28 protein-coding genes are annotated in these 25,966 nt (G+C 72.0%); 18 read left to right on the forward strand and 10 right to left on the reverse strand.

Annotated features, from left to right (window positions below):
• Positions 1-33 precede the first annotated feature (33 nt).
• Positions 34-1,287, forward strand: a complete 1,254-nt coding sequence (locus BMZ92_RS15300; protein WP_091507683.1) for an amidohydrolase — start codon at positions 34-36, stop codon at positions 1,285-1,287.
• Here BMZ92_RS15300 and BMZ92_RS15305 read toward each other — a convergent pair.
• On the reverse strand, positions 1,256-2,173 hold the full coding sequence (locus tag BMZ92_RS15305) for a sugar kinase (RefSeq protein WP_218153464.1): 918 nt from the start codon (positions 2,171-2,173) through the stop codon (positions 1,256-1,258). The genes BMZ92_RS15300 and BMZ92_RS15305 overlap by 32 nt on opposite strands.
• A 93-nt stretch (positions 2,174-2,266) precedes the next feature.
• Between BMZ92_RS15305 and BMZ92_RS15310 the strand changes: the two genes are divergently transcribed.
• Positions 2,267-3,007: an IclR family transcriptional regulator gene (locus BMZ92_RS15310; RefSeq protein ID WP_091507686.1), complete on the forward strand. Its 741-nt coding sequence runs from the start codon at positions 2,267-2,269 to the stop codon at positions 3,005-3,007.
• A gap of 1 nt (position 3,008) precedes the next feature.
• On the opposite strand, the gene BMZ92_RS15315 is transcribed toward BMZ92_RS15310, so the two are convergent.
• Both BMZ92_RS15315 and BMZ92_RS15320 read right to left on the reverse strand, forming a co-directional pair.
• A complete protein-coding gene (locus BMZ92_RS15315) occupies positions 3,009-3,470 on the reverse strand; it encodes a VOC family protein (protein ID WP_091507688.1) in 462 nt (153 codons plus the stop codon).
• Positions 3,471-3,520: 50 nt separating this feature from the next.
• Entirely contained in the window at positions 3,521-3,787 is a 267-nt protein-coding gene (locus BMZ92_RS15320) for an HPr family phosphocarrier protein (RefSeq protein WP_091507690.1), read from the reverse strand.
• A gap of 105 nt (positions 3,788-3,892) precedes the next feature.
• Here BMZ92_RS15320 and BMZ92_RS15325 point away from each other — a divergent pair, with 105 nt between their 5' ends.
• On the forward strand, positions 3,893-4,663 hold the full coding sequence (locus BMZ92_RS15325; protein ID WP_091507693.1) for a DUF1932 domain-containing protein: 771 nt from the start codon (positions 3,893-3,895) through the stop codon (positions 4,661-4,663).
• A gap of 35 nt (positions 4,664-4,698) precedes the next feature.
• Here BMZ92_RS15325 and BMZ92_RS15330 read toward each other — a convergent pair whose 3' ends face one another.
• The gene (locus BMZ92_RS15330) at positions 4,699-6,042 is read right to left on the reverse strand and encodes an isocitrate lyase/PEP mutase family protein (protein ID WP_177228707.1); all 1,344 of its coding nucleotides are present in this window, start codon (positions 6,040-6,042) and stop codon (positions 4,699-4,701) included.
• A gap of 53 nt (positions 6,043-6,095) precedes the next feature.
• Here BMZ92_RS15330 and BMZ92_RS15335 point away from each other — a divergent pair, with 53 nt between their 5' ends.
• Positions 6,096-6,719, forward strand: a complete 624-nt coding sequence (locus BMZ92_RS15335; protein WP_091507697.1) for an alpha/beta hydrolase — start codon at positions 6,096-6,098, stop codon at positions 6,717-6,719.
• Here the strand turns inward: BMZ92_RS15335 and BMZ92_RS15340 are convergent.
• The 5 genes from BMZ92_RS15340 to BMZ92_RS15360 are packed head-to-tail and all read right to left on the reverse strand — an operon-like array spanning position 6,716 to position 11,507.
• Positions 6,716-7,690 (reverse strand): PDR/VanB family oxidoreductase, encoded by a 975-nt coding sequence (locus BMZ92_RS15340; protein WP_091507699.1) that lies wholly within the window; start codon positions 7,688-7,690, stop codon positions 6,716-6,718. The genes BMZ92_RS15335 and BMZ92_RS15340 overlap by 4 nt on opposite strands.
• Before the next feature lie 59 nt (positions 7,691-7,749).
• Positions 7,750-9,273: an AMP-binding protein gene (locus BMZ92_RS15345; protein WP_091507702.1), complete on the reverse strand. Its 1,524-nt coding sequence runs from the start codon at positions 9,271-9,273 to the stop codon at positions 7,750-7,752.
• A gap of 5 nt (positions 9,274-9,278) precedes the next feature.
• Positions 9,279-9,728 carry a MaoC family dehydratase gene (locus BMZ92_RS15350; RefSeq protein ID WP_091507703.1) on the reverse strand — a complete coding sequence of 150 codons (450 nt, stop codon included), beginning with the start codon at positions 9,726-9,728 and terminating at the stop codon, positions 9,279-9,281.
• Positions 9,725-10,597 carry an amidohydrolase family protein gene (locus BMZ92_RS15355; protein WP_091507706.1) on the reverse strand — a complete coding sequence of 291 codons (873 nt, stop codon included), beginning with the start codon at positions 10,595-10,597 and terminating at the stop codon, positions 9,725-9,727. The genes BMZ92_RS15350 and BMZ92_RS15355 overlap by 4 nt, the downstream gene beginning before the upstream one ends.
• 10 nt (positions 10,598-10,607) lie before the next feature.
• Positions 10,608-11,507 (reverse strand): SDR family NAD(P)-dependent oxidoreductase, encoded by a 900-nt coding sequence (locus BMZ92_RS15360; protein ID WP_091507709.1) that lies wholly within the window; start codon positions 11,505-11,507, stop codon positions 10,608-10,610.
• A gap of 228 nt (positions 11,508-11,735) precedes the next feature.
• Here BMZ92_RS15360 and BMZ92_RS15365 point away from each other — a divergent pair, with 228 nt between their 5' ends.
• The 8 genes from BMZ92_RS15365 to BMZ92_RS15400 all read left to right on the forward strand — a co-directional run bounded on the left by BMZ92_RS15365 (position 11,736) and on the right by BMZ92_RS15400 (position 19,703).
• Positions 11,736-12,056, forward strand: coding sequence for a MarR family winged helix-turn-helix transcriptional regulator (locus tag BMZ92_RS15365; protein WP_281245174.1), 321 nt, complete (start codon positions 11,736-11,738; stop codon positions 12,054-12,056).
• 186 nt (positions 12,057-12,242) lie between these two features.
• Positions 12,243-14,858 carry an MFS transporter gene (locus tag BMZ92_RS15370; RefSeq protein WP_177228708.1) on the forward strand — a complete coding sequence of 872 codons (2,616 nt, stop codon included), beginning with the start codon at positions 12,243-12,245 and terminating at the stop codon, positions 14,856-14,858.
• Between the two features lie 11 nt (positions 14,859-14,869).
• Positions 14,870-15,613, forward strand: a complete 744-nt coding sequence (locus tag BMZ92_RS15375) for an MSCRAMM family protein (protein ID WP_091507714.1) — start codon at positions 14,870-14,872, stop codon at positions 15,611-15,613.
• A gap of 168 nt (positions 15,614-15,781) precedes the next feature.
• On the forward strand, positions 15,782-17,047 hold the full coding sequence (locus tag BMZ92_RS15380) for a sensor histidine kinase (protein ID WP_091507716.1): 1,266 nt from the start codon (positions 15,782-15,784) through the stop codon (positions 17,045-17,047).
• Complete coding sequence (locus BMZ92_RS15385) at positions 17,044-17,487, forward strand: roadblock/LC7 domain-containing protein (protein ID WP_091507718.1); 444 nt, start codon at positions 17,044-17,046, stop codon at positions 17,485-17,487. Before BMZ92_RS15380 ends, BMZ92_RS15385 begins: the two co-directional genes overlap by 4 nt.
• Before the next feature lie 21 nt (positions 17,488-17,508).
• Positions 17,509-17,889 (forward strand): DUF742 domain-containing protein, encoded by a 381-nt coding sequence (locus BMZ92_RS15390; protein WP_091507720.1) that lies wholly within the window; start codon positions 17,509-17,511, stop codon positions 17,887-17,889.
• Entirely contained in the window at positions 17,864-18,478 is a 615-nt protein-coding gene (locus BMZ92_RS15395) for a GTP-binding protein (protein WP_091507722.1), read from the forward strand. The genes BMZ92_RS15390 and BMZ92_RS15395 overlap by 26 nt, the downstream gene beginning before the upstream one ends.
• The gene (locus BMZ92_RS15400; RefSeq protein ID WP_091507724.1) at positions 18,471-19,703 is read left to right on the forward strand and encodes a styrene monooxygenase/indole monooxygenase family protein; all 1,233 of its coding nucleotides are present in this window, start codon (positions 18,471-18,473) and stop codon (positions 19,701-19,703) included. Before BMZ92_RS15395 ends, BMZ92_RS15400 begins: the two co-directional genes overlap by 8 nt.
• Before the next feature lie 4 nt (positions 19,704-19,707).
• Here the strand turns inward: BMZ92_RS15400 and BMZ92_RS15405 are convergent, their stop codons facing one another.
• Positions 19,708-20,037 carry a YnfA family protein gene (locus BMZ92_RS15405; RefSeq protein WP_177228715.1) on the reverse strand — a complete coding sequence of 110 codons (330 nt, stop codon included), beginning with the start codon at positions 20,035-20,037 and terminating at the stop codon, positions 19,708-19,710.
• A 72-nt stretch (positions 20,038-20,109) separates the two neighbouring features.
• Here BMZ92_RS15405 and BMZ92_RS15410 point away from each other — a divergent pair, with 72 nt between their 5' ends.
• The 6 genes from BMZ92_RS15410 (at position 20,110) to BMZ92_RS15435 (ending at position 25,700) form a co-directional block, all read left to right on the forward strand.
• On the forward strand, positions 20,110-21,270 hold the full coding sequence (locus tag BMZ92_RS15410; RefSeq protein WP_091507729.1) for a S1C family serine protease: 1,161 nt from the start codon (positions 20,110-20,112) through the stop codon (positions 21,268-21,270).
• Between the two features lie 29 nt (positions 21,271-21,299).
• Positions 21,300-22,127: an SDR family oxidoreductase gene (locus tag BMZ92_RS15415; RefSeq protein WP_091507731.1), complete on the forward strand. Its 828-nt coding sequence runs from the start codon at positions 21,300-21,302 to the stop codon at positions 22,125-22,127.
• A 70-nt stretch (positions 22,128-22,197) separates the two neighbouring features.
• The gene (locus BMZ92_RS15420) at positions 22,198-23,313 is read left to right on the forward strand and encodes a WD40/YVTN/BNR-like repeat-containing protein (RefSeq protein WP_091507734.1); all 1,116 of its coding nucleotides are present in this window, start codon (positions 22,198-22,200) and stop codon (positions 23,311-23,313) included.
• Positions 23,310-23,606, forward strand: a complete 297-nt coding sequence (locus BMZ92_RS15425) for a MoaD/ThiS family protein (protein ID WP_091507736.1) — start codon at positions 23,310-23,312, stop codon at positions 23,604-23,606. Before BMZ92_RS15420 ends, BMZ92_RS15425 begins: the two co-directional genes overlap by 4 nt.
• 12 nt (positions 23,607-23,618) lie before the next feature.
• Positions 23,619-24,152, forward strand: coding sequence for a hypothetical protein (locus BMZ92_RS15430; RefSeq protein WP_091507738.1), 534 nt, complete (start codon positions 23,619-23,621; stop codon positions 24,150-24,152).
• A 72-nt stretch (positions 24,153-24,224) separates the two neighbouring features.
• The gene (locus BMZ92_RS15435; RefSeq protein WP_091507740.1) at positions 24,225-25,700 is read left to right on the forward strand and encodes a sialidase family protein; all 1,476 of its coding nucleotides are present in this window, start codon (positions 24,225-24,227) and stop codon (positions 25,698-25,700) included.
• Positions 25,701-25,966: the final 266 nt, after the last annotated feature.

Below are 25,966 nucleotides of genomic sequence, written 5' to 3' on the forward strand. Positions count from 1 at the left end.
CGCCCGCATTACCACCGTGTTAGCGTCGATCGAGTGGATCTGATCAACCTGCGCCGCGACGTGCACGCCCACCCCGAGCCCGCGTTCTGCGAACTGCGCACGGCCGCGCTCGTGCTGTCCCACCTGCGTGAACTCCCGGTGACCGTCCGCACCGGCGCGATGCGCCTGGAGGGCATCCCCGCGTACCCGGATGCCGTCACACTGGAGCACTTCGCCGGGCTGGCGGTCGGCAGCGGAGCGGACGAGGCGGACGTCGCGAAGCTGGCCGCCGAGGGCACGGCGATCGTCGCCGAGCTGAGCGGTGACCGGCCGGGGCCGACGTGGGCACTCCGGTTCGACATGGACGCGCTGCCCGTCACGGAGGCCTCCGACGGCACGCATTTCCCGGCGGCACAAGGGTTCCGCTCCTCCTACGAGGGGTTCATGCACGCGTGCGGGCACGACGGGCACGTGGCGATCGGCCTCGCGCTCGCGCGGCGGCTCGCGGACCGGGACTTCCCCGGCACCGTCCGGTTCCTGTTCCAGCCCGCCGAGGAGGGCGGCCGCGGCGCGCGGGCGATGCTCGGCGCGGACGTCGTCGAGGGCGTGGACCGCTTCGCCGCCGTGCACCTGGGCCTCGACCTGCCCACCGGGGTGGTCGCGGCGGGCATCACGGGGATCTTCGCCACCACCAAGATGCGTGCGCGGTTCACCGGCACCGCCTCGCACGCGGCGGCCGCGCCGCAGGACGGCCGCAACGCGCTGCTCGCCGCGGCGACCGCGGTGCTCGGGATCCACGGCCTGCCGAGGTTTTCCACCGCCGACACGCGCGTCAACGTGGGGACGCTGCGCGCGGACGGGAACGTGAACATCGTGCCCGCGCTCGCGGAGCTGACGTGCGAGGCGCGGTCGAAGGACGGCGCGGTGAACGCCGACCTCACCGAGCGGGTCAAGCAGGTGCTGCGCGGGGCGGCGCTGGCGCAGGGCGTCGAGGTGGACATCGAGGAGACCGGCGGCTCGACGTCGCTGGACTGCGACGGCGAACTGCTCGACGCGGTGCTCGCCGCGGCCGGGGCGACCGGGCACGAAGCGGTGCGGCTGCACGAGATGGGTGGCAGCGACGACGCGAGCCTGTTCGCCGAGGCGGTCCAGCGCGCGGGCGGGCAGGCCACCTACATGGTGGTCGGCGGCGGCAACCCGGCGCCGCACCACAACCCGCACTTCGACGTGGACGAGGCCGCGCTGCCGGTGGCCGTGGACGTCCTCGAAGCGCTGGTCAGGCGCGGGGCGGCAGCGACGGATCGGTGATGATCGCGCCCGGGTGCGCGATCACCTTCGCGGCGACCGCGTGCCCGGCGCCCGCGGCCTCGACCGGGTCCTGCCCCGAGAGCCTCGCGGCGAGGTACCCGGCGTTGAAGGCGTCCCCGGCCGCCGTCGTGTCCATTGTGGACTCAACGGGCAGCGCGGGGACGAGCCGTGCCGCGGTGCCGTCCCACACCACGCACCCGTTGCCCCCGTCCTTGACGACCACGTCGGGCACGCCGACGTCCCGCAGGCGTGCGAGCGCCGCCTCCGGGGAGGTGTCGCCGAACAGCGCGTGCTCGTCGGAGAACGTCGGCGCGGCGATCGTGGTCAACTCCCACGTCCGGCGCACCGCGTCCCTGGCCACGTCCTCCGAAGGCCAGCCCATCGGGCGGTAGTTGCTGTCGAACACGACGTGGGCCCCGCGCGCCCGCGCGGCGGACAGCGTGTCCCAGAGGCGTTCCCGCGCGGCGGGCGTGAGCAGCTGCAAGGTGATGGCCGACAGGTAGAGGACGTCGTAACCGGTCACGTCCGGCGCGTGCTCGCCGTCGAACAGGCGGCGGGCCGGCGATTCCGAGCGGTAGTAGGTGAAACTGCGCTCGCCGCGCTCGTCGGTCCGCACGAGGTAGAGGCCGGGGTGCGCGCCCGGCACCTGGTCGATCAACCCGGTGCCGATGCCCTCCGCCCGCATCGCGGCGAGGATCCCGGCGCTGTACTCGTCGTCGCCGAGGCGCGTCAGGTAGTCCACCTCGACGTCCTCGGGGCGCGTGAGCCTGGCCAGGTAGACCGCGGTGTTGAAGGTGTCCCCCGCGTACCCGAGCGAAAGCGTCCGGCTGCCGGTGTGCGTGAGTTCGATCATGCACTCGCCGACGGCGAGCACGCGGGTCGTCACCTTGCCTGCCCCTGTTCCTGGACGTTCCGGAGAACGGAATAGTATTTCGCTGAACCGAATGGCCAGCCTAGGACCCGGGCGGAAGGGGCGTCAATGCCGGTCAGTGCGGAGGGCAGCGCGCTCCGGGCGCTCCGCGTGCTCGAAGCCGTCGGCGCGCCGGGCGGGCCGCACCGGCTCGGCCGGATCGCGCGGGAGGCGGGCGTGACGAAGCCCAGCACACACCGCATCCTGCAAGGGCTCGCGGAAGCGGGTTACGTGGTCAGCGACGGCGACGGCACCTACGGCCCCGGTCCGCGCGCGTACGCCCTGTCGGCCCAGTTCTCCCCCACGCAGCACGGCGAACCGGTGTTGCGGCGGCTCCGCGACGAGACGGGTCAGACCGTGCACGTCGCGCTGCGCAGCGGCACGCGCGCGGTCTACGTGCGGAAGCTGGACAGCGACCGGCCGTACCGGATGGCCTCCCGCGTCGGTGGCCAGATCCCGTTGCACTGCACCGCGATCGGCAAGGCGGTTCTCGCGCACCTGGCGCCTGCCGAGCGCGCCGCGCTGCTCGCCGAGACTGGTTTGCCGCCGCGGACCGCCCGCACCCGCACCGATCCGGCCTTGCTGGAGGCGGAACTGGCGGAGATCCGGTCGCTCGGCTACGCGGTGGACGACGAGGAGAACGAGGAGACGGTCCGGTGTGTCGCCGCGCCGCTGCTGGACCCCGGCGGGCGCCCGGTCGGCGGGGTGAGCGTTTCGGCGCTGACCTTCCAGCTGCCGGAGGACGAGCTGCTCGCGCACGTCCCGCGGCTGCTCGAAGCGGCGCGGCTGCTCGCGCCGGCCTACACCTGACCTACAGGTGCAGCGGCTTGACCGGGGAGCCGATCGCTTCCGGCGTCTCCCAGTCGACGCCGGGCACGTCCACGTACAGCTCGATCTCGTTCCCGTCGGGGTCCGCGATGTACAGGCTGTGCGTGGCGGTGTGGTCGCTCATGCCGAGCACGGGAGTGCCGGTTTCACGCAGCTTCGCCAGCGCCTCGCGCAGCTCGTCGTCGCTCGTGCCGATCTTGAGACCGAAGTGGTAGAGGCCGACGCGCCGCCCCTCGGGCAGCGCCGCCGCGTCCTCGCCGACCTCGATCAGCAGCAGTTCGTGGTGCGTGCGGCCGGAGGGGGCGTTGAACACGGCGAAGGCGTTGCTGTCGGCTCCCGGCGCGGGCAGGATCTGCCGCCAGCCGAGCACGTCCCGGTAGAAGCGGGCGGACCGCTCGATGTCCCGGACGTAGAGCACGAGGTGCCCCAGCTCCTTGACCTCCACCAGGACCTCCGGCTGGAATTTGAATCTTCAACCGGAGAGCATACGCGACGTCAGGCGTCGTGGTCGGCTTCGATGACGGAGGCGAGTTCACTCAGCGCGGCCTCGGCCTCGGGCCCCTCCGCGCGCAGCACGACCTCGTCGCCGCCCTTGGCGCCCAGGCCCATCACGGACAGCAGGCTGCGGGCGTCGACCGGCGCCCCGTCCCCGACCCCGATCGTCACCGGCATCGGCTGCGCGGCGGCGGCCTTGACGAACAGGGCGGCCGGGCGGGCGTGCAGCCCCACCGACGAACCGACGATCACCCGGCGTTCGAGCATGACGACACTCCTTGAGGAAGAACGGCGATGCGAGCACGATACCCGGGAGCGCCGCAAAGGTCTAGACCATGACCGTCCGCGGGGGCGGACCGGTACTGTCGCCGCATGATCGGTGTGGTGCACCCCGGCGAGATGGGCGCGGCCGTCGCGCGGCTGCTCGACGACGCGGCATGGGCCTCCGACGGCCGGAGCGAGGCGACGCGGCGGCGAGCCGAGGGACTGGTGGACCTGGGCTCGGTGGCGCGGCTCAAGGAGGAGTGCGCCGTGGTGCTGTCGGTGTGCCCGCCGCACGCCGCGGTGGAGACGGCGCGGGCGTTCTCCGACTACGAGGGGCTGTACGCCGACCTGAACGCGGTGAGCCCGGCGACGGCAGGCGAGATCGCGCGGATCGTGCCCCGGTTCGTCGACGGCGGGATCGTCGGCCCTCCCCCGCGTGAGCCGGGAACGACGCGGCTGTACCTGTCGGGCGCGGAAGCCCCGGCGGTGGCGGCGCTGTTCGAGGGCTCCGCACTCGGCACCCGGGTGGTCGACGACGCGTCGGCGGTGAAGATGACGTACGCGGCCTGGACGAAGGGCACGACCGCGTTGCTGCTGGCCGTCCGGGCGGCGGCGCGTTCGCTGGGGGTGGAGGACGAGCTTGTCGAGGAGTGGCGGCTGAGCCGGCCCGAGCTGCCGTCGCGCTCCGAGGCGGCGGCGCGGGTGGGGCTCGACCGGGGCTGGCGCTGGGCGTTCGAGCTGGAGGAGATCGGCCGGACGTTCGCCGCCGCCGGCCTGCCGGACGGCTTCGCGGCGGCAGCGGCGGAGGTCTACCGGCGGCTCCCCCGCGTCACCGAGGGCGGACTCTCGGAAGCGCTGGCCCACCTCATCGAGGAGTGAGCCCGCCCGCACGCCCAAGGAGGCGCTGGCCTGCCTCATCGAGGAGCCGCCCCGCTGCGGGCCACCACCTCCGCGTAGCTGACCGCGCCGCCGGGGACCGGACGGCCCGCCGCGACCGCCTCCACCGTGGCCACCGCCGCGCCCAGCGCCACCCGGAACGGCAGCGAACCGCAGCTCACCCTCGCCACGCCCAGCTCCCCCAACCGCCGGTAGCCGGGACCGTCCGGCGAGTACAGCACGTTCACCGCCGCGTCCACCGCCGCGACGAGCGCGGAGATCGAGCGCTCGTCCCTCATCCCCGGCACGAACACCGCGTGTGCCCCGGCGTCCACATAGGACTGGCACCGGCCGATCGCCTCGCGGTCGTCGCCGGTGCGGAGCCAGTGCGTATCGGTGCGGGCGTTGACGAACAGACCGCTCGACCGCGCGGCGGCGATCAGCTCCCGCTGCCGGTCCACGTCTCCGACCGCGTCTTCGAGGTTCACGCCCGCCACGCCCAGCGCGGCGAGTTCCGCGGTCAGCGCGGCGACCTCCCGCGGGTCGGTGCTGAACCCCGTTTCGATGTCGACGCTGAGCAGGCACGGCAGCCCCGCCAGCCGTCGTGCCAGGTCGAGGGTCTCGTGGCGGGTCGCGCCCGTGCCGTCCGGCAGGCCCGCCGAGGCGGCGACGCCGAGACTCGTCGTGCCGACGGCCGGGAACCCCATCGCGACGAAGGCGGCCGCCGAGGCGTGGTCCCACGCGTTCGGCAGCAGCAGCGGCCGTGCACCCCGGTGCAGCGCCGCGAACTCCGCGCGGCGCAGGGCGATGGCCGCGCCCTGCGCCATGGCGAGCGCGTGCTCCCGGCCGGGGCAGGCGTGCGGTCCGGCCCCGAACGGGTGCTCGGCCAGGTCAACGGTGATCACCGTCCCGTCGCCGGCCACCCGGCGGGTCGTGGGTACCGGTGGGTCATCGCCGCGGATCAACGCGGCCGTCGCGTCGCACGCCTGGACCAGCAGGCTGATCCGGTTGGCCGCCGCCTCGTCCGTGCCCCACTGGCGCGCCAGCAGCGCGACGGCGTCCTCCGCGCCGGGTGACGGCTCGCCGGTCCGGTAGCCGCCCGCGACCGTGAGCACCGCGTCGACCACGTCGTCGCGTGCGCCGAGCGCCTCGGCGAGCGCCGCCACCAGGGCCCGCCGCGCGAAGTCCGGGCCGACGTCGGCGGTGGCCACGAGCGTGCGCAGCCCGGCGGGATCGACGGCGGCCAGCTGCTCGTCGACCAGCTTCCGGCGGCGGGCGTGCTCGGCGCCGCTGCTGAACCGGGCGGCCGAGGCACGCAACCACGCGAGCGTGCCCACCTCGCCGGCCGGCGGGGCCGGCGGCGGATCCAGGAAAAGACTCATACCCGAACGGTAGGAGCGGGACGTGTCGGCGGCGGCCGACATACGATCGCGGCGTGCGCAATCCCCACCTCGCCCAGCAGCCCGTCACCGCCGGCCCCGCGCTCGCCGGGGCGAGCCGCGCGGCGCTCGTCGTGCACGGGCGTGGCCAGACCCCGGACTACATGGAGGCCGTCCTCGACCGCGTCGCGGTGCCGGACCTGGCGTGCCTGCTGCCCGCGGCCGCGGGGAACACCTGGTACCCGCTCGGTTTCCTGCAGCCGGTCGAGGCCAACCAGCCCCGGCTGAACCAGGCGCTGGAGACCGTGGACGCGATGCTGGGCCGCATCGCCGAGGCCGGGGTGCCGCCGGAGCGCACTTACCTGATCGGCTTCTCGCAGGGCGCTTGCCTGCTGTCGGAGCACCTCGTCCGCAACCCCCGCCGATACGGGGGCGCGGCGCTGCTCACGGGCGGGTACCTCGGTCCCGATCGCCGCTCCCCCAACGGTTCCTTCGACGGCATGTCGGTGTTCCTGGGCACCAGCCGGTACGACGAGTGGGTGCCGCTGTCGCGGGCGGAGGAGACGGCGGACCTGCTGCGCGCGATGGGCGCCGACGTGACCTTCGAGGTCTACGACGACCGCGAGCACCTCGTCAACGACGACGAGATCGCCCACGTCCGCCGCCTCGTCACGGCTTAGAGGTCCAGCACCAGCCGGGGCGTGCGGGAGCGCGAAACGCAGATCATCATCGTCTCGTTCTCGGCCTGTTCCTCCTCGGTGAGGATCGAATCGCGGTGGTCGGGGACGCCCTCCAGCACCACGGTCTCGCACGTGCCGCACGTGCCCTCCTGGCAGGACGACGCCACCGCGATCCCGGCGGCCTCGACGGCGTGCAGGATCGACGTGTCCGCAGGCACCGTGACCGTCACACCCGACTGGGCCAGCTCGACCTCGAACTCCGCGTGCGGCCCGGCGTCCGGGTCCGCCTTGGGCGCGAACCGTTCCACGTGCAGCGCGCCGGACGGCCACGCGGCGCACCGCTCCTCCACGGCCTTCAGCAGCGGCTCCGGACCGCAGCAGTAGACCGCGGTGTCGTCGCGGGGTTCGCCGAGCAGCGCGTTCAGGTCGAGCAGCCCGGTCTCGTCCTGCGGGCACACGCTCACCCGGTCGCCGTACCGCTCGACGAGCTCCTCGCGAAACGCCATCGACGCGCGGGTCCGGCCGCCGTAGACCAGCCGCCACGGCACGCCCCGCGCCTGGACCTCGGCGAGCATCGGCACGATAGGGGTGATCCCGATGCCACCCGCGATGAACAGGTACCGCGGCGCCTCGACGAGCGGGAAGTGGTTGCGGGGACCGCGGACGAGCACGCAGTCCCCTTCGGACAGTGCATCGTGGACGTGCCGCGAGCCGCCCCGGCCCTCGGGTTCGCGCAGCACGGCGACCCGCAGCACGGACCGGTCGGCGGGATCGCCGCACAACGAGTACTGCCGCACGAGGCCGGGACCCAGCACCAGGTCGAGGTGCGCGCCGGGCTGCCATTCGGGCATCGGCCCGCCGCCGGGGTGGCGCAGGGTCAGCCGCACCACCCCGTCCGCCAGGACCTCCTTGGCGGCCAGCACGGCGTCGATCTCGACCTCGGTGTGCGGCAACGTCTTCAGTGCGTTCATGCACTGCAACGTGACATCCCGCGCCCGGCCCGCGCACGGCCGCCCGGCCGAAGTTTTCGTCAGCCGGAAGTGCCCTTCAGCACCCGCCGGAGGATCTTGCCGGTGGGCGACTTCGGGATCTCCGAGACGAACTCCACCGACCTGACCTTCTTGTACGGCGCTACCTGACCCGCCACGAACGCCATCAGGTCCTCCGCCGCGACCGGCCGGGACGCGACCACGTACGCCTTGGGCGCCTCGCCGCCCTCCGCGTGGGGCACCCCCACCACGGCCGCGTCGGTCACGTCCGGGTGGGTCAGCAGCACGGCTTCCAGTTCGGCGGGCGCGACCTGGTAGCCCTTGTACTTGATGAGCTCCTTGAGCCGGTCGACGATCCAGAAGTTCCCGTCCTCGTCGACCCGCACCAGGTCACCGGTGTGCAGCCACCCGTCGGTGATCGCCGACGCGGTGGCCTCCGCGTTGCCCAGGTAGCCGAGCATCACCTGGGGGCCGCGGACGAGCAGCTCCCCCGGCTCACCGGGCGGCACGTCCTCGTCCGTGCCGGGCCGCACCAGCCGCGCTTCGGTGTTCGGGGACAGCTTGCCCACGCACCCCGGCGGGGTGGTGGTGAACGCGTCGTCGAACACCTGGTGCGTGCCGGGGCTCGCCTCCGTCATCCCGTAGCCCTGCCGGATCAGGCAGCCCAGCCGCCGCTCCGCGCGCTCGGTCACGTCGATGTCCAGCGGCGCGGCGCCGCAGAGCGCGTACCGCAGCGACGACAGGTCGTGGTCCTCGACGCCCTCGGCGGTGGCCAGCGCGAGCACCATCGGCGGGGCGAAGTAGGCCCTGGTGACGCGGTGCCGTTCCAGCGTCCGCAGGTACTCCCGCAGTTCGAACCGCGGCAGCGTGACGACCGTGGCACCGCCCAGCAGGCCCGAGTTGAGGATGATCGTGAACCCGTAGATGTGGAAGAACGGCAGCACGGCCGCCTGCACGTCGTCCGGGCCGATGCGCCACCCCGCCCGCTGCTGGGCGAGGTTCGCGACGAGGTTGCGGTGGGTCAGCTGCACCCCCTTCGCCGTGCCCGTCGTCCCGCTGGAGAACGGCAGCACGGCGACGGTGGTCGCAGGGTCGAGTCGCGGCCGGGGCGGGGTGTCCCCGGCGGGCAGCTCGCTCAGCGGCAGGACGTGCTGGATCCCGGTCGCCGTGGCGGCTTCGCGGGCCTTGTCCACGACCTCGTCGGCCGTGATCAGGGCCTTCGCCCCCGAGGCCAGCAGCTGCTTGGTGATCTCCGGCAGGGTCAGCACCGGGTTGACCGGGGTGATCGCGGCGCCCGTCGAAAGCACGGCGTGCACCGCGACGGCGTAGCGGGGCTGGTTGCCCGCCAGCAGCGCCACCACGTCGCCGGGCCCGACCCCCAGGGAGGCGAGCCCGGCGGCGTGGGCGTCGACGGCCGCGCGCAGCCCGGCGTAGGTGAGGCTTTCGCCGGTGCGCCCGTCGACCAGTGCGGTCTTGTCCCCGTACCGCTCCGCGCCGCCGAGCACGTACTCGGTCAGCGTGGCGTCCGGGACCTCGATGTCCGGCAAGGGACTGGAGTAGATCATGGCCGTTACCGGTAGAAGCGGGCGACCTGCTGCGCGACGCAGGCCGGCTTGGTCCCGCCCTCGATCTCCACGACGAGGTCCGCCGTGACCTGCAGCCCGTCCCCGGCGACCTCCTCGACCCCGGCGAGCGTGCCGCGGGCGCGGATCCGCGCGCCGGAGGGCACCGGCGCGGGGAAGCGCACCTTGTTGAGGCCGTAGTTCACCTTCGTCGTCACGTCGTCGACGTCGAGCAGCTCCGTCCACAGTGGAATGAGCAGCGACAGCGTGAGGTAGCCGTGGGCGATCGGGCCACCGAACGGCCCGGTCTTGGCGCGCTCCACGTCGACGTGGATCCACTGGTGGTCGTCGGTCGCGTCGGCGAAGGTGTTGATCCGGTCCTGCGTCACCGTCTTCCACTCGCTGACGCCGAGGTCGGTCCCCGCCAAGCCCTTCAGATCGTCGAAACGCACCTTCATGCCTTGTCCTCCAGCTTCAGCACGCGCACCGCGTTGTCCTTGAGGATCTTCGGGCGCACTTGGGGTTTCATGTCGAGCTTCTCGAAGTCCGCCAGCCACCGGCCCGGGGTGATCAGCGGGTAGTCCGAGCCGAACAGCACCTTGTCCTGCAGCAACGAGTTCGCGTAGCGCACCAGCTGCGGCGGGAAGTACTTGGGCGACCAGCCGGACAGGTCGATGTAGACGTTCGGCTTGTGCGTCGCCACGGCGAGCGCCTCGTCCTGCCACGGGAAGGACGGGTGCGCCATGATGATCGTCAGGTCGGGGAACTTCACGGCCACGTCGTCGAGCAGGATCGGGTTCGACAGGCCGAGGCGGATTCCCCCGCCCCCGCGCATGTTCGCGCCGATCCCCGTCTGTCCCGTGTGGAACAACGCGGGAATGCCGTACTCCTGCGCGACCTCCAGCAGCGCGTCGGCCGTGCCGTCGTTGGGCGCGAAGTCCTGGATGCTGGGGTGGAACTTCAGGCCGCGCACGCCGTGGTCCTCGACGAGCCGCCGCAGCCGCCGCGCGCCGACCCGGCCCTTGTGCGGGTCGATGCTGGCGAACGGGATCAGCACGTCGGGGTGCTTCGCCGCACCTTCCGCGATCTCCTCGTTGGACAGCGCGGGGTGCCCGCTGAAGTACTCGATGTCGACGGAGAACACCACGGCGGCGAGCCGCCGCTGCCGGTAGTACTCGGCGATCTCGTCCAGCGTGGGCCGTTTCGCGTCGGCCCCGAAGTGCTCCGACGCGGCTTCCACGAACTCGTCGGGCAGCGACAGGTGCCCGTGCGTGTCGATCTCGACGTGGACGTGCACGTCGATCGCTTCGAGCTGTTCGATGTCCACGGTTTTCCCCTTATTCCGTCGGCAGGTTCTCGCCGACGGACTGCGGCTCGGCACCGACGGTGGTGGCCCAGGCCTCGGCGATCGCGTCGGCGCTCCAGCCCCCGTCGGCGTAGGCGGCGGCGACCTGCTGCGGGTGCGACCACAGCGAAAGCCGGTCCCCGCCGATGCCGATGGCCTGCCCGGTGATGCCGGCGGCGGCGTCGGAGGCGAGGAACGCGACGAGCCCGGCGGCGTCCTCCGGCGCGCCGAAAGCCAGCGCCCGCCGGGCGAACGGCGGCATCGGCTCGCCGGCGCGCAACGCGTCCACGTACTTCTTCAGCGCGGGCATGGTTTCGGTCATCGCGGTCGCGGCGACCGGGATGACGGCGTTGACGGTGATGTTCGCCCGCGCCAGCTCCATCGACCAGGTGCGCGCGAAGCCCACGATGCCGGCCTTCGCGGCGGAGTAGTTGGTCTGGCCGAAGCTGCCGCGCTGCCCCGCCGGGGAGCCGATCAGGATCAGGCGGCCGCCCTCGCCCTGTTCCCGCATGTGCTGCACGGCGGCGCGGGCACACGTGAAGGTGCCCCGCAGGTGCACGTTGATCACCGTGTCGAAGTCGTCGTCCGACATCTTCCACAGCACCCGGTCCCGCAGCACGCCCGCGTTCGTGACGAGCACGTCGAGCCTGCCGAACTCGCTCACCGCCCGCCGCACGAGCGCCTCGGCCACCTCGGTGCTGCCGACGGCGCCGACCTCGGCGACCGCGGTGCCGCCCGCGTCGGTGATCTCCTTGACGGCCGCTTCCGCCGTCCCCGCGTCGACGTCGTTGACCACGACCTTCGCGCCGCCCGCGGCGAGCGCCTTGGCGTAGGCGAGGCCGAGGCCCCGCCCGCTGCCCGTCACGATCGCGACCTTCCCGGTCAAGTCCATGTCGCCGGTCCTCCTCCTCGAGTGCCTGTGCGGAATAGATGTAGTCCTCAATGGTTGGAGTTGTCAATGATTGGTGCTGTCATGGGGTGGGCTGGCACAATGGGCGCGAGCTGAGGAGGAGCCATTCCCGACCACGAGCCCACGCTGGACAGCGACACCGGTTTCCTGCTGGCCCGCGCCGGCGGCCGCGCGATCCGCGCGCTGAACCGGGCGCTGGAGCCGTTCGGCCTGCGCAGCAGGCACTACACGGTGCTGATGGCGGCGGCCGAGCGCGGCGGGCTGTCCCAGCGTGAGCTGGGCGAGTTGCTCGGCATCGACCCGAGCGCGGTGGTCTCCCTCGTCGACGACCTGCAGCGCGCGGACCTCGTCCGGCGCGACCCCCACCCCGAGGACCGGCGCACGAGGCTGGTCGTGCTCACCGAAACGGGCGTGAAAGCGTTCCGCCAGGCCTCGGACCTGGGCGCGAAGGTCGAGGACGAGGTGCTGGCCCCGCTGGACGCCGGGGAACGGGACACCCTCCGGGACCTGCTCCGCCGCGTCGCCCGCTGATCGGGCAAACACCCCAGAACACCCATTTCCCCTGCTCAGCCCTGACGCTGCGTACGGGGTGCGATACGGATCACGCGGTCCCAGTGCGTGAGCCGGATCGCCTTTTCGGGCGAAAATCAGTTAGCATAGGTCAACTAATTTTCCCCTCGCAGTCAACGGCGACGTGACCTTCCCCTGGTTGGAGTGATGGAAGTGCAGTCTGCCCGGCAGACGGTGGACGCACCGGTGGAACCGCACCGGCACAAGCGCACCTGGTCGGTCGACGAACTCGGCCCGCGGTACAAGTGGATCGCGCTGTCCAACACCACGCTCGGCATGCTCATGGCGACGATCAACTCGTCGATCGTGCTGATCGCGCTGCCGGACATCTTCCGCGGGATCCACATCAACCCGCTCGAATCGAGCAACACCAGCTACCTGCTGTGGATGATGATGGGCTTCCTCGTCGTCACCGCCGTGCTGGTCGTCGGCTTCGGGCGGCTGGGCGACATGTACGGCCGCGTCCGCATGTACAACCTCGGCTTCGCCGTCTTCGCCGTTTCCTCGGTCCTGCTCGCGGTCACCTGGATGGACGGCAGCGCGGCCGCGATCTGGCTCATCGGCTGGCGCGTGATCCAGGGCATCGGCGGCGCGTTCCTGATGGCCAACTCCAGCGCGATCCTCACCGACGCGTTCCCGGTGCGCCAGCGCGGTCTCGCGCTGGGCATCAACGGTGTCGCCGCGATCGCCGGGTCCTTCCTCGGCCTGGTCATCGGCGGTCTGCTCGGCCCGGTCGAGTGGCGGCTGGTGTTCCTCGTGTCCGTGCCGTTCGGCGTCTTCGGCACCATCTGGGCCTACCTCAAGCTGCACGACACCAGCGAGCGCCACCGCGCCAAGATGGACTGGTGGGGCAACATCACGTTCGCCATCGGGCTGATCGCCCTGCTCGTCGGCATCACCTACGGCATCCAGCCCTACGGCGGCCACACGATGGGCTGGACGAGCCCGTTCGTGCTCAGCTGCCTCATCGGCGGCGCGGTCGTGCTGATCGTCTTCGGGATCATCGAGACCAAGGTCGCCAACCCGCTGTTCAACCTGTCGCTGTTCAAGATCCGCGCGTACAGCTTCGGCAACGCGGCGAACCTGCTCGCCTCGCTCGGCCGCGGTGGCCTGCAGTTCGTGCTGATCATCTGGCTGCAGGGCATCTGGCTGCCGCAGCACGGCTACAGCTTCGAGCAGACCCCGCTGTGGGCCGGCATCTACATGCTGCCCATGACGATCGGCTTCCTGGTCGCGGCACCGATCTCCGGCGTGATCACCGACCGCATCGGCGGCCGGGCACTGGCGACCACCGGCATGGTCGCGACCGCGGTCAGCTTCCTGCTGCTGGAGGTGCTGCCGGTCAACTTCAACTACTGGGCCTTCGCGGCGATCCTGCTGCTCAACGGTCTCGGCATGGGCCTGTTCGCCTCGCCGAACCGGGCCGACGTGATGAACAGCCTGCCGCCCAACGCCCGCGGCGCCGGCGCCGGCATGACCGCGACCTTCCAGAACTCGGCGATGGTGCTGTCGATCGGCTTCTTCTTCAGCCTGATGATCGCGGGCCTGTCCGACCACCTGCCCACCGCGATGGCGCAGGGCCTGACCGCGCACGGCGTGCCGGCGGACTCCGCGAACGGCATCGCGCAGCTGCCGCCGGTCGGCGTGCTGTTCGCCGCGTTCCTCGGCTACAACCCGATCCAGCAGCTGCTGGGCCCGGTGCTCAACCAGCTGCCCGCCGACCAGGCCTCGTTCCTGACCGGCCGCAGCTTCTTCCCCAACCTGATCTCCCAGCCGTTCTCCGACGGTCTGACCGCGGCCTTCTGGTTCGCGATCGTCGTGTGCGTCGTCGCCGCCGTCGCGTCGTGGCTCGTCGGGAAGCCGAAGCCCGCCACCGCGGGCGCGCCGCGCGAGTCGGTGGGCTCGGAGCTGGCGGCCGAAGGCGGTGAGCTGGTCGACATCGCCGGTGAGACCCCGGCGGCACAGCGGCCGCGCCGGGCCGTGGGCAGGCCGGGCGAGATCAGCGGGCGGCTGCGCACCCCCGGTGGCGCCGGGGTGGCCGGCGCGGTCGTCACGGTGACCGGGATCGACGGCACGCAGGTGGGCCGTGCCCGCTCCGACGAAAGCGGCGCGTACGCGCTCGACGGCGTCTCCTCCGGTACCTACACGCTGATCGTGACCGCACCCGGGTTCCAGCCCGCGGCAGCTTCGGTGACGGTCAACGGCCTCGGTGTGGTGCACGACTTCGTGGTGCTCGGCGGCGGTGTCGTCGCCGGGACCGTGCTGCGCTCCGGCGGCGCGCCGGTCGCGGACACCGCGGTGCTCGCGACCGACGGCACCGGCCAGGTCGTCGGCCAGACGACCACGGCGCACGACGGCAAGTTCCTGCTCACCGGCCTGCCCGCGGGCGAGGTCACGATCACCGCGAACGTCGACAACCACCGGCCGCACGCGGTCACCGTGCTGGCGGGCGCGGCCGAACCCGCCGAGGTCGAGCTGGTCGTCGAGGCCGTCGGCGTGCTGCACGGCACGGTCACCGGCCCGGACGGGCGGGGACTGGCCAACGCGACGGTGACGATCAGCGACTCGCAGGGACAGCCCGCCGGGACCACGCTCACCGACGACGAGGGCCACTACGAGCTGCACGACCTGGAACCCGGCGAGTACACCGTCGTCACGAGCCTGTACGAACCCGCGGTCCGGCAGGTGGACCTGAACCCGGGCGAGACCACCACGGTGGACGTGGACCTCGCCTCCGGCGCACGGGCGGACGCGGCGTCGTGACCGGAGCCGTCATGGAGATTTCGGGACGGATCTCGGGCGAGGACGGCGCGCCGGTGCCGGGCGCCGCCCTCACGCTCGTGGACACGGCGGGGCGGCAGACCGGGCGCACCACCGCAGGCCAGGACGGGCGGTTCCGGCTGCCCGCGCCCGGCCCCGGCACGTACGTGCTCATCACCTCCGCGCCGACGCACCAGCCCGAGGCCGCGACGGTCACCGTCGCCACCTCCCCCGTGCACCTGGAGATCACGTTGCGCGGCTCCGGCGGGCTGCGCGGCGTGGTGCGGGCGGCCGTGACCGGCGTGCCGATTCTGGGTGCCGCGGTCACGCTCACGGATTCCCGTGGCGAGGTGGTGGATTCCCGGCTGTCCGGGCAGAGCGGCGAGTACGCCTTCACCGCGCTGCCGCCCGGGTCCTACGTCCTCGCGGTCAACGCGCCCGGGTACCGGCCCGCGGCGTTCGCCGTGACCACCGCGGAAGGCGGCACGGCGCAGCAGGACGTGGAACTGGACGACGGCGCGGTCATCCAGGGCTCGGTGCGCCTGCCGGAGGGCCCGCGCCCGGCCGTGACCGTGACGCTGCTCGACGAGGGCGGCCACGTCGTGCGCACGACCTTCGCCGACGAGGCCGGCCGGTACGCCTTCCACGACCTCGATCCCGGCACGTACACCGTCGTCGCGACCAGTTACTCCCCGGTCCGGTCGACGGTGCGGATCGGCGACGGCGGCCGGACGCGGCACGACGTGCAGTTGGTGTAAGCGCTTGCTCCGTGTGCCGTAAGTAATTTCGGCCCACACGCTGCGTCGAGATCCGGTCACTGGGTGGACACGGCGGCCACTCTCTGATTGCATGATGCAGCCCGGAGCGGACGGGGGCCGTGGCCCGGGTGTCAGAGACCCGTATGCGACAGAAAGCAGTGGGAGTACATGGCTACGCGGGCTCGGGAACTGCTCAACCGGTCGAGGGCGCTGCTGGAACGCTCACGGGAGGCCGCCGCGCAGTTCCTCAACACCCCCCACCCACCTCCGTCCCACCCGCCCCGCGCGCTCGAGGCCGCGCCGGCGCCCGAACCGCCGGTGCGGCCCGATCCCGGCGCGAGCAGTGAAACGCTCGCCGCGATCTGCGCCAACGTGGCGCTGCGCGACCTCAACCTCGTCGACTCGCTGCTGTCGCAGCTGGAGGAGATGGAGGCCAAGGAGGAGGACACCGACCGCCTCGCCGAGCTGTACAGCCTCGACCATCTGGCCACCCGGCTGCGGCGCAACGCCGAGAACCTGCGGGTGCTCGCCGGGCGCGACGCGAGCGATTCGACGTCGGACACCTCGTCGCTCGTCGACGTCGTCCGCGCCGGCATGTCCTCGATCGACCACTACTCGCGCGTCACCATCGGCAGGGTGGTCTCGCTCGGTGTCGTCGGGTTCGCGGCCGAAGACCTCAGCCGCCTGCTGGCCGAGCTCCTCGACAACGCCACGAAGTCCTCGCCGCCCAACGCTCCGGTGCGCGTGAGCGCGCACCTGACCGAGCAGGGCAGCGTGCTGCTGCGCATCGAGGACGAGGGCATCGGCCTGCCGCCGGAACGGCTGCGCGAGCTCAACGACCGGCTGTCGGCCGCGCCGGTGCTCGACGACTCCGCGGTGCGCCACATGGGGCTGGCCGTCGTGCGGCGCCTGGCCGCGCGGCACGAGCTGCGCGTCTGGCTGGACCGCCGCGTCCCGCACGGCACCACCGCGTCCGTGCTGCTGCCCGCCGCGCTCGTCAGCGAACTGCCCGAGGCCAGCTGGTCCGGCGCGCAGACGGTGATCTTCCCGTCGGCGGGCTCCGACGGGGCCTCGTCGTTCGCGCCGGGGGCGCCCGCCAGGGCGGCGACCTCCGTGCTGCCGCAGCGTTCCAGCGCCCCGGAGGTGCCCGCGCCGCCGTCGCCCCGCCCCCGCCCGCCCGCGGAGCCCACCGTCGGCGGGACCACGGCGAGCGGCCTGCCGCGCCGGGTCTCGCACAGCATCAAGGCACCCAACGGGCACGAGGCCAAACCGCCCGCGCCGTCGGCCGATCCCGGCGCCGACCGCCAGGCGGGGCACGACAAGCTGCTCGCCGACCTCGGCGCGTTCTCCGACGGGGAACGCGCCGCGCGGGAGGAGCGGCGGGACACCGACGGCACAGGCGAAACGGACGCAGGCGAGGGAAAGCAGCAGTGACGGAAGCCAACCACCGGCAGCGCGGCCAGGACTTCACCTGGCTGATCAACGACTTCGTCCGCAAGGTGCACGGCGTCAGCCACGCGCTGATCATGTCCTCCGACGGGTTCCCGCTCACGGCTTCGGACGCGATGAGCACCACCGAGGCCGAGCAGCTCGCCGCGATCGCCAGCGGCCTGCTCAGCCTGGCGGGCAACAGCGCCGCCCTGTTCGACAAGGGCACGTGCGAGCAGATCATCATCCGGCTCTCGCACGGCTACTTCCTGTTCATGGGCATCGACACCGGTGCCGGGCTGGCCGTGCTCACCGGTCCCGACTGCGACATGAAGGTCGTCGCCTACGAGATGACCCAGTTCGTGACCAGCGCGGGGCACGCGCTGACGCCCGAGACGCGCGCCGACCTGCGGCGCGTGCTCACCGCCCGCCGCCCGATCGGCTGACCCGGCAAGGAAGTGATCACGATGTCCCAAGATCCGGGGCGGGGCCAGGCGGTGAAGAAGCCGCGCAGCAAGCGGATCCGCCCGTACACGCTGACCGGCGGCCGCACGCGGGGGCGCCACCAGCTCCTGGTCGAGACGCTGATCTCGGTGCCGCGGTACGACCCCGCGCTCGCCGACCGGCTGATGCCCGAGTCGAAGGCGCTGTACGAGCGGGCCCGCTCGCAGGTCTCGATCGCGGAGCTGTCGTCGCTGCTGACCATCCCGCTGGGCGTGGTGCGGGTGCTCGTCAGCGACCTCGCGGCCCAGGGCGCGGTCTTCATCCACCCCACCGCCCACGCCTACCACCACGACCGGAACGTGCTCGAGAGGATCCTCAATGGACTCAAGCAGCTCCCCGTCTGACCCCGGCCTGCTCACGATCTCGGCGAAGATCGTGGTGGCCGGTGGTTTCGGCGTCGGGAAGACGACCTTCGTCGGGTCGGTGTCCGAGGTTCCCCCGCTCAACACCGAGGCCTGGATGACCGAAGCCGGTGAGGGCGTCGACGACCTGCCGCCGGACGGCAGCAAGACCACCACGACGGTCGCGATGGACTTCGGCCGGATCTCGCTGTACCCGGACCTGATGCTGTACCTGTTCGGCACGCCGGGCCAGGCGCGGTTCTGGTTCCTCTGGGACGACCTCTCGCGCGGCGCGCTCGGCGCGATCGTGCTGGTGGACACGCGGCGCCTGGACCAGTCCTTCGCCGCCATCAACTACTTCGAGAACGACTCCGAGCTGCCGTTCATCGTCGCGGTCAACCTCTTCGACGGCGAGCTCACCCACGACCTCGAGGAGGTCAGGGAGGCGCTGGCGCTGCGCCCGGAGATCCCGCTGATCACGTGCGACGCGCGCAAGCCCGCCTCCGCGGTGGCCACCCTGCAGGAGCTGGTTTCGCACACGCTGGCGCTGGCGGAGGTTTCGGAGTCCGGGAGGGTACGCGCGAATGCCTAAGATCCTGATCGTCGGTGCCGGGCAGTCCGGTCTCCAGCTGGCGCTGACGCTGCGGGACCACGACTACGACGTGACGCTCATGTCGGCGAAGACCCCGGACGAGATCCGGGCCGGGTGGGTCACCTCGACGCAGTGCATGTTCGCGAACTCGCTGAGCATCGAGCGCAAGCACGGGCTGAACCTGTGGGACGACGTGGCGCCGCGCGCCGGTGGCCAGGGCGTCAGCCTCGGCGAGCCGGACGGCACCCGGGTGCTGAACTGGATGGGCAAGTGGGAGGCGGGGCCCGCGCAGTCGATCGACCAGCGGGTGAAGATGGCCACCTGGCTGGAGCTGCTGGAGGAGCGCGGCGGCAACGTCATCATCCACGGCGTGACCACCGCCGACCTGAACTCGCTGGCGCACATGTACGACCTCGTGATCGTCGCCGCCGGCAAGGGCGAGCTGGTGCAGCTGTTCGACCGCGACCCGTCGCGCTCCCCGTTCACCAAGCCGCAGCGGGCGTTGTCGGTGTCCTACGTGCACGGTGTGGAGTCGCGGCCGGAGACGCCCGGCGCCGTGGACGTGTGGGTCAACTTCGTGCCGGGGATCGCCGAGCACATCAGCATTCCCGGGTACACCCTGTCCGGGCCGTGCCAGATCCTGTACGTGTCGGGCATCCCCGGCGGGCCGTTCGACGTGTTCGGCGACCGGCCCCCGGCCGACGAGCAGCTGCGGCGGCACCTGGAGCTGTTCAAGCAGTACATGCCGTGGGAGTACGAGCGCTACCGCGACGCGGAGATCACCGACCCCAAGGGCGTGCTCGTCGGCGGTTACCCGCCCGTGGTGCGGCACCCGGTGGGCGAGCTGCCTTCGGGCGGGCTCGTGCTCGGCATGGCCGACGTGGTGGTGGCGAACGACCCGATCACCGGCCAGGGCGCGAACAACGCCGCCAAGTGCGCCGAGTCCTACCTCGGCAGCATCCTGGAGCACGGCGACCGGCCGTTCGACCGGGCGTGGATGCAGGCTACCTTCGACCGGTACTGGGAGTACGCCCAGCACGTGGTGCGGCTGACCAACACCATGCTGATGCCGCCCGCCCCGCACGTCCAGAAGATCCTCGGCGTGGCGCAGGAGAACGAGCGCGTCGCCAACCGGTTCGCCAACGGCTTCAACGACCCGCCGGACATGGCGGACTGGTTCTTCGAGCCGGAGAAGGCCGAGGCGTACCTGGCGAGCGTGTCCTGACGGCTCAGCGCGGCGCGTACATGATCACGGCGACCCCGGCGAGGCACAGCAGCGCGCCGAGGACGTCGAAGCGGTCCGGCCGGTAGCCGTCGGCGACCACGCCCCAGGCGAGCGAGCCCGCGACGAACACCCCGCCGTACGCGGCGAGGATGCGGCCGAAGTGCGCGTCGGGCTGCAGCGTCGCGACGAACCCGTACACGCCGAGCGCGAGCACCCCGGCGCCGATCCAGGCCCAGCCGCGGTGCTCGCGCACGCCCTGCCACACCAGCCACGCCCCGCCGATCTCCAGCACCGCCGCGAGCACGAACAACACCACCGAGCGCACCACCGTCACGCGTCGCATGTTCTCAGGGTTTTCACGGACGCGGCGAAGCCGGTTCTCAGCCCGCGGGCGTTCCCTGGGGGCATGAGCTTCTCCCCGCAGCCGCGGCGGCCGTCACCCGGGCCGCTGGCCACGCTCGGTCTCGTGCTGGGTGCCGTCGTCCTCACCGTGCTCGTCGGCACCGGCTTCCTCGTGGGCACCCTGCACCACGACGTCACGGCCCGTTCGCTGGGTCTCGCCCCGGAGACGGGGACGAACCAGAACCAGGACCAGGACACCGGCGGCAACCTGCAGTCGCTCGACCCCGGCGCCATCGCCGAGAAGGTCGACCCGGGGCTCGTGGACGTCAACACGACGCTGGGGTACCAGAACGCACAGGCGGCGGGCACCGGGATGGTGCTGACATCCGACGGGCTCGTGCTCACCAACAACCACGTCGTCGAGGGCGCCACCAGCATCTCGGTGACCGACATCGGCAACGGGAAGACCTACCGGGCCTCCGTCGTGGGCTACGACCGGAGCGACGACGTGGCGGTGCTGAAGCTGAAGAACGCCTCGGGCCTGGCCACCGTCACCGTCGGCGACTCGTCGAAGGTCGCGGTCGGCGAGGCGGTCGTGGGCATCGGCAACGCGGGCGGCACCGGCGGCACGCCGAGCGTCGCGCCCGGCACCGTGACGGCGCTGGACCGGTCGATCACCGCGAGCGACGAGTCGAGCGGCAGCTCGGAGCAGCTGCGAGGGCTCATCGAGGTCAACGCGAACATCCAGTCCGGCGATTCGGGCGGCGCGCTGGTGAACAGCAGCGGGCAGGTCATCGGCATGAACACCGCCGCGTCGACCGGGTACCGGTTCGGCGGGCCGGAAGGCCAGGCGCAGACGGGCGGCGGGACCGGTTACGCCATCCCGGTCAACCAGGCGCTCAGCATCGCCAGGCAGATCCAGGCGGGCACCGCGTCCGGCACGGTGCACATCGGTGCCTCGGCGTTCCTCGGCGTCTCCGTCGCGGACTCGCAGTCCGGCGCCCTCGTGCGGCAGGTGGTGTCCGGCGCCCCGGCCGACGACGCGGGGATCGTCGCCGGTGACACGCTGACCGGCGTCGACGGCAAGGCCGTCGACTCGGCGACCACCCTCACCACGCTGATGGACGGCCTGCACCCCGGCGACAAGGTGACCCTGACCTGGACCGGCCCGACCGGCGAGGAGCACAACGCCACCGTGACCCTCGTCGAGGGACCGGTCGGATAGGCGGCCCGGTCCCGGGGTATGCGGGAGCCATGACGCACACCGCACCACTTCCCCAGGACCAGGCAGGCAGGCCCCGCACGGCGATCGTCACCGGGTCGGACTCCGGCATCGGGCGGGCGATCGCCGTCGCGCTGGGCGGGGGCGGCGTCGACGTGGGCATCACGTACCACTCGGACGCCGAGGGCGCGAACGAGACCGCCGAGGAGGTCCGGCGGCTCGGTGCCCGCGCCGAGGTCGCCCACCTCGACCTGACCGACCTGCCCACCTCCACCGCCGCGATCGACGAGCTGGCGGCCGCGCTCGGCGGTGTCGACGTGCTCGTCAACTGCGCGGGTACCGGCACCGGCACGCCCGCGGTGGAGATGGACTTCGACACGTGGCGGCAGGTGATCGACGTGGACCTGCACGGCGCTTTCCTGTGCACGCAACGCGCGGCGCGCCGGATGATCGAGGCGGGCACCGGCGGCCGGATCGTCAACATCACCAGCGTGCACGAGCACGCGCCCAAGGTCGGCGCCGCGCCCTACTGCGCGGCGAAGGCCGGGCTCGGCATGCTCACCAAGGTGCTCGCGCTCGAACTCGCCGAACACGGCATCACCGTCAACTCCGTGGCGCCGGGCGAGATCTCGACGCCGATGACCGGGCAGACCGACGCCGACCCGCGTGAGCAGAAGCGGCCGGGCGTGCCGCTGGGCCGCACCGGTGACGCCCGCGAGGTCGCGGCCGTGGTCGCGTTCCTGACCACGCCGGCCGCGAGTTACGTGACCGGCGCGTCCTACGTCGTCGACGGCGGGATGCTGCTGATGGGGCCGCAGGGCGCCAGCGGGCTGCCCGACGACTCGTGGCGCCGGGTCTGAGCAAGATTGGAGAAGACCCCGGCCGGACCAGCCGCCTACGGTGAACGCACCAGTGGCGGAAGGAGCACCCATGACCGGCGTACGGGTTCTGGTCGGCACGCGCAAAGGCGCCTTCGTGCTGACCTCGGACGGCACGCGGCGGCAGTGGCAGGTCGAGGGACCGCACTTCGGCGGCTGGGAGATCTACCACTTCACCGGTTCCCCCGCGGAGCCGGACCGGTTGTTCGCCTCGCAGTCCACCGGGTGGTTCGGCCAGCTGATCCAGCGTTCCGACGACGGCGGCCGCACGTGGACGGCGATGGGCAACGAGTTCACCTACGAGGGCACCCCCGGTACCCACCAGTGGTACGACGGCACTCCCCACCCGTGGGAGTTCGCCCGCGTGTGGCACCTCGAACCGTCGCCCACCGATCCGGACCTGGTCTACGCCGGCGTGGAGGACGCCGCGCTGTTCCGGTCCGTCGACGGTGCGCGGTCCTGGCAGGAGCTGCCGGGACTGCGCACCCACGGTTCCGGCCCGGGCTGGCAGCCGGGTGCGGGCGGGATGTGCCTGCACACCATCAAACTCGACCCGGGCAACCCGGAGCGGATCTACGCCGCGATCTCCGCGGCGGGCGCGTTCCGCAGTGACGACACGGGCAAGACGTGGCAGCCGATCAACCACGGCCTGCACTCGGAGGGCATCCCGGACCCGGACGCCGAGGTCGGGCACTGCGTGCACCGGCTGGCCCAGCACCCGGCGCGGCCGGAGACGCTGTACATGCAGAAGCACTGGGACGTGATGCGCACCGACGACGCCGGGGAGAACTGGCGCGAGATCAGCGGGAACCTGCCCACGGACTTCGGGTTCGCGATCGACGTGCACGCCCACGACCCCGACACGGTGTACGTCGTGCCGATCAAGAGCGATTCGGAGCACTTCCCGCCGGACGGGAAGCTGCGTGTGTACCGCAGCCGCAGCGGCGGGGACGAGTGGGAGCCCCTGTCGGCGGGGCTGCCGCAGGAGCACTGCTACGTCAACGTGCTGCGGGACGCGATGGCGGTGGACCGGCTGGAGGACTGCGGGATCTACTTCGGCACGACGGGCGGCCAGGTGTACGCCTCGGCGGACGCCGGGGACACGTGGGCGCCGATCGTGCGGGACCTGCCCGCCGTCCTGTCGGTCGAAGTCCAGACACTGCCGTGATCCGCGTCCGGCTCCCCGCGCACCTGCGCACCCTCGCGCGGATCGACGGCGAGGTGGTGCTGGACCTCGACGGCGCGGTCACGCAGGGCGCGGTGCTCGACGCGCTGGAGTCGCGGTACCCCGTGCTGTGCGGCACGATCCGCGACCAGCGCACCCACCGGCGGCGCGCGTTCGTGCGGTTCTTCGCGTGCGAGGAGGACCTGTCGCACGAGCCACCCGACACTCCCCTGCCCGAGCGCGTACTGCGGGGTGAAGAGCCGTTCCTCGTGGTGGGCGCGATGGCCGGCGGTTAATAAACTGGCGGGGTGGCAAGACCCAACAGCACTGTGGTGGTCCTCACGGGTGCCGACGCGGAAGGCATCCTGTCGCGGCTCGACGGGCTGGCGAACGTGCGCGCCGCGGCCGTGAAGGACGGCGACGCCGCGCGGGAGCTCGTCGCCCAGTCGCACGGCGCGTACGTCGTGCACGACGCCGATCCCCTGGCGGACGTCGCCGACGCGTGGACGGGGTTCTTCGACCGGCAGGACACGCCGGGCACGCTGGAGGTCGCCGTCGAGTCGGCGCTCGCCGGCCTGCGGCGCGGTCTCGTGCAGCTGCCGGACTACTACGTGGTGCTCGAACCGGAATCCCTGCCGGAGACCCGGAAACACTGGTGGCTCGGGGTGCTGGCGGGCGTCTCGCCGAGCCGCGTCATCCCGGCGAAGGCCAGCGCGGGCGCGGTGGCCGAGGTGCTGTCGCGGCTGCCTTCGGGGCGGTGGTGGCCGGACCCGCCGGACGAGTGGCTGCGCGGGTTGGGGCGTGCGGTGCCGGACCGGGTCGGCGTACCGGGTTCGGTCTGAGGTTTGTCCGGCTTTTGTGCGGGCCCTGCCGACGATGGGGCCGCCCGGGCTTGTCCGCGGAAGGGATCCGCCATGAAACTCCGGACCGGCGCCGGCGCGTGCCTCGCGCTGCTGGCCGCCCTCTCCGTCCCGGCCGTTCCCGCGCAGGCGGCGGTGGCGAACACCGTGGTGTTCCAGGAAAAGACCGACGGACACGACTGCTACCGCATCCCGACGATCGTCAAGGCGAACAACGGGGACCTGCTCGCCTTCGCCGAGGCGCGCAACGAGGGTGCTAGTTTCTGCAACGACCTCGGCAAGATCGATCTCGTCCTGAAGCGTTCCACGGACGGCGGCAGGACGTGGGGCGCGCAGCAGACGGTGATCAAGGCCAACGGGGACACCAAGGGCAACCCGGTGCCGATCGTCGTCCCGTCGACGGGCCGGATCGTGCTGCTGTCGACGATGCAGTGCTACACGAACCCGACGTGCGGCCGCGTGCCGCGCGTGCAGTACAGCGACGACAACGGTGCCACGTGGACCACCCCGAAGGTACTGACGACGGAGCTGGGTTTCCCGTCGGCGCCGGGCTGGCTCGCGACGGGCCCGTCGCACGGGATCGTGCTGACGCGGGGTGCGCACGCCGGGCGCCTGGTCGCCGGCCTGAACTACACGACGGACGGCCAGCACACCGGGGCGCTCATCTACAGCGATGACCAGGGTGCGACCTGGCACCGCGGGGCGACGGACACCCCGGCCACCACGGCCCTGGACCCGCAGGAGATCAGCGTGACGGAGCTGGCCGACGGCCGGATCTACGCCGCGGCCCGCAACCAGGCCAACGACGGCAACAAGTGCCTCGACGACGGCACGAAGAACCGCGTGTACGCCATCAGTTCCGACGGTGGCGCCACGTTCTCGGCAAAGTTCACGTACGAGCCGGACCTGATCACGCCGACCGTGCAGGCCTCGACGGTCCGGATGAGCGCGACCGACCAGGGCGGGGCGTACGACCGGATCCTGTTCGCCGCACCATCCACTTGCGACCGTCGCAAGGAGCTTGTCGTGAGTTCGTCGTTCGACGAGGGCGGGAACTGGACGAGCAAGGGCGGCGGCGTCATGGTGTGGGACCAGGACGCGGCGTACTCGGACATGGTGCAGTTGAGCCAGAGTTCGGTGGGCGTGCTGTACGAGGCGGGCCCGGCGGGCAATGCGAACGCCACGATCCGGTACTCGACGGTGACCGAGTCGGCGCTGGGCGCGCCGGTCTGCGGTGCCGGTTACAGCGTGGTCGACCAGCAGGCACTCGGCAACGCGGCGACGGTCTACCTGTCGTACAACGCGTCCACGGGCAAGAACTGCGTCTCGACGATGAAGAAGGCGAACGTCGGCACGGCCAGCGCCACGTCAGCGTTCCTCCAGGTCCAGGGCTCGGCCCGGACGACGGACTCGGGGAACTACTCGTACTTCGCGGGCCCGGTGCTGGCGTCTGCGGCGGGTAAGTGCGTGCAATGGGGCGGCAGCGCGGGCGATGTGAGCTACGAAAGCCCGTACGAACACTGCGGCTAAAGGCTCCGGCCGGCTCTGGCCCCCCCGCTCGGGGACGACGGGCGCGTGGTCGGCCGGGATAACGTGTCCTCAGGGCTATCTGTTCGTGTTCCCCGGCAAGGCGAAGCGAGCGGCCACACCGCCCACACCCACCCCCGCGTCGATCCCCAGCTGCCTTAGCGGTTGGCTCACCGGGATGCTCCTATGGTTGTCAAGGGATGTTTGTGCTGGTGGTGGGGTGGTGGAGGGTGTTGTAGATTTCGCGGGCTAGGTAGCGTTTGAGGCAG

Source organism: Amycolatopsis sacchari (assembly GCF_900114035.1).
Taxonomy (GTDB): domain Bacteria; phylum Actinomycetota; class Actinomycetes; order Mycobacteriales; family Pseudonocardiaceae; genus Amycolatopsis_E; species Amycolatopsis_E sacchari.